A 3,506-nucleotide genomic window follows, 5' to 3' on the forward strand; every position below is an offset into this window, starting at 1 on the left:
TCTCCCCACAATCTGACCGACGTGCCTCTGCGGATGCCGGTGCAGTTCATGGCCGAGCGGAGTAGAGTCAGCGGCAGTCGAGAGCCTGGTGGACTCTCTGGTCAGTTCAGTGTCTAGGTTCGGGAGCCGACACTTCGCCATGCGATACCTGCCCTCAAGCTACGCACCTTGGGTCGTTGCAGCTTCGTTGCTGATCGCGAGCTTTGCGTCCTACGTCGCACTCGATCTGGCCAAACGCGTTCGCACGCGCGACCGCGGCGTTGCGATGAGTTGGTGGCTCGGAGGCTCCCTGGCAATGGGCACCGGCATCTGGTGCATGCACTTCGTCGGCATGCTTGCCTTTTCTCTGCCAATAGCACTGGGCTACACCGCGGGGCTGACTGTGGCATCGTGGGTCGCCGGAGTGGCCGTTTCTGCCATGGCACTGTACGTCGCAAGCCAAGGCGAGCTCACCTGGCCCCGCCTGGGCGGAGGTGCCATCGCGATGGGGTTGGGCATTTGCGCAATGCACTACACCGGCATGGCCGCGCTCGACATGGTGCCCGCCATCGTCTGGAACCCGCTGTTGGTGGCGGCGTCGGCGCTGATCGCCGTTGGCGCATCGGCGGCAGCGTTGCTGATCTTCTTCTGGCTGCGCAAGGTGGGGGAGCGCCGCGGCATGATCTTCCAGCCCCTGGCGGCGCTGGTGATGGGTATCGCCATCTGCGGCATGCACTACACGGGCATGGCGGCGGCGAACTTCCCGGCCGGCACGGTCTGCCTGAGCGCGGACGCGCTGGCGGGCCCCCAGTTGGGAATGATGGTGTCGCTGTCGTCCATCGCCCTGCTGGCGATGACCTTGTTCACGTCGACGCTCGACGCCCGCATGCGCAGCTCGCTGAAGGTCGCAAACGTGAAGCTGGAGACGGCCAACGAGGAGTTGCGGCGACGAGCGTTCCAGGACGCGCTCACCGGCCTGCCCAACCGCATGCTGTTCGAGGACCGTCTGGCGCATGCGCTTCAGCGTCATGCGCGCGCCGGGGAACAGATCTCGGAGCGCAATGCCGGCAAGGTGGCCGTGCTGTTCGTCGACCTTGACGGCTTCAAGCCGGTCAACGACTCGCTCGGCCATGCCGCCGGCGACGCGGTGCTCAAGGAGGTCGCCGCGCGGCTGAGGGTCGCGGCGCGCGACGCCGACACCGTGGCTCGCATTGGCGGCGACGAGTTYGTGCTGCTGATGGAGGACGTCAGCAGCCTGGCGGACTGCGTCAGCCTGGCCGGCCGCCTGATCGCGGCGCTGTCGGTCCCTCTTGAGGTCGGTGGCCGGCGGGTTGTCCTGTCCGGATCGGTCGGCATCGCCGCCTACCCCGACCACGGCGACGGGGACAAGCTGGTCATGCACGCGGACGCCGCGATGTACACCGCCAAACGCGCCGGCGGTGGCACCTATGCGCTGTACGAGACGCATATGGACGAAGGCGCGCAAGAGCAGCTCAACCTGCTGATCGACCTGCGCCTGGCCATCGAGCAAGGGCAACTGCAACTCCACTACCAACCCAAGATCGATGGCCTGCATGGGCAGATCCGCGGCGTCGAGGCCCTGATCCGCTGGAACCATCCCGAGCGCGGCCTGCTGAGTCCGGGCCTGTTCATCCCCATCGCCGAGCGCTTCGGCCTCATCAACAGCCTGGGCAACTGGGTCATCGACGAGGCCTGCCGGCAGATGCACGCCTGGGCGGAGATCGGCCTGCACATGCGCGTGGCGATCAATCTGTCCGTGCATCAGCTGCGCGAAGAGGACCTGGCGGCTCGGATCGGGGCGGCTTTGTCCAGGAACCTGCTCGACCCTTCCCAACTGCTCTGCGAGATCACCGAATCCGTCGCGATGGAAGACCTCAAGAGCACCCAGCGTGCCTTCGAGGAGCTGGCCCGCATCGGCGTGTTCCTCTCCATCGACGATTTCGGCACTGGCTATTCCAGCCTAAGCTATCTGCGCCAACTGCCCGCCCGCCAGCTCAAGATCGATCGCAGCTTTGTCGCCGACATCGAGGTCAGCAACGACGCCCGGGCGATCGTCAGCGCCGTCATCCAGCTGGCCCATGAGCTCGGGCTTCGCGTCGTCGCCGAAGGCGTGGAAACCCAGGGGCAGCGCGACATCCTGCTCGCACTGCACTGCGACGAACTGCAGGGATATTTCCTGGCCCGACCCATGGCTGCCGAGACGCTCCTGGCCTGGACCGAAGGACGCAAGCCTGCCGGCGCGGCCGACTTTTCGCCTTCGGTCTTGGGTGACCATTTGCTTACGGATGGTGGTGCAGTAGGTGCGCCCGGCGCGTAGAGCAAAGCTGAGACGCGGCTTCTGCGGCTCCGCATGACGACCGTTCCGTCTGGAGCATCAGTTAGAGCTTGAAGTTGTCTACCGAATCTAGGCGATTCACTCACCAGCCGCGGCGCTGAATTCGCCGGATATCTCACTCGCCCAGTGCTTCTTGGATCTTGGTAGCCAGGTCTTCGAAGGTGAACGGCTTGGTGATCAATCGAACGCCGGGATCCAACCGCCCTTGGTGGACGATGGCGTTGCGTGCATAACCCGTGGTGAACAAGACCCTGATATCCGTGTATAGCTCCTTGGCCTTCGCCGCCAAATCTTCACCCGTCATGCCGCCAGGCAAGACGACGTCGGTGAACAGCAGATCGACACGCATGAGGCTGAGGACATCGAGCGCGGATCGACCATCGCCCGCCTCGATGACCAGGTAGCCAAGTTCACGCAGGGTGTTGACCGTATAGGCCCGCACGTCCGGGTCATCCTCGACGACAAGGATGGTTTCACCATCCGCTTCGGGAACGAATTTGTCGGCGGGCTGCTCGTCTGCCGCTGTCGCTGCATAGAAGCGCGGCAGATAGATCTTCACCGTCGTGCCTCTGCCCACCTCGGAGTACAGCTTGACGTGGCCGTTGGACTGCTTGACGAAGCCGTACACCTGGCTGAGGCCGAGACCGGTTCCCTTGCCTTCGGGCTTGGTCGTGAAGAACGGTTCGAACGCGCGAGCGAGCGTGTCGGTATCCATCCCGCAGCCCGAGTCCGTGACACAGACCACCACGTATTGGCCAGGTTTCACTTCAACGTGGCGGCTTGCATAGGCGTCATCAAGATGCGCATTTGCCGTCTCGATCGTCAGCTTGCCGCCATTGGGCATGGCATCTCTGGCGTTGACGGCCAGGTTGACCAGCGCACTCTCGAGTTCGTTCGGGTCGACTTCAACGTTCCAAAGGCCGCCTGCTAGTACTGTCTCCAGCTCCACCGTTTCGCCCAGGGAACGCCGAAGCAGTTCGGAAATGCCCTGAACGACAACGTTGATATCCAAGGCCTTGGGATCAAGGGGTTGGCGTCGCGCGAAAGCGAGGAGCCTCTGCGTCAACTTCGCTGCACGCTTGGCTCCCGACATCGCCGAAGCCGCCGCGCGACGATGTCGGGCCATCGCTTCCGGCAGGGTGCGATTGAGCATCTCGAGGTTGCCGACGAT

At 64.1% G+C, this 3,506-nt stretch carries 2 protein-coding genes; one reads left to right on the forward strand and one right to left on the reverse strand.

The window, feature by feature from the left end; genetic code table 11:
* The first annotated feature begins 139 nt into the window (after positions 1-139).
* Positions 140-2,317, forward strand: coding sequence for a putative bifunctional diguanylate cyclase/phosphodiesterase (locus ACXJKR_RS27470; RefSeq protein ID WP_457325526.1), 2,178 nt, complete (start codon positions 140-142; stop codon positions 2,315-2,317).
* A 133-nt stretch (positions 2,318-2,450) separates the two neighbouring features.
* Here ACXJKR_RS27470 and ACXJKR_RS27475 read toward each other — a convergent pair.
* On the reverse strand, positions 2,451-3,506 hold a 1,056-nt coding region (locus ACXJKR_RS27475; RefSeq protein WP_457325527.1), incomplete at its 5' end, for an ATP-binding protein.

The sequence above is a fragment of the Roseateles sp. P5_E11 genome (genome assembly GCF_054049355.1).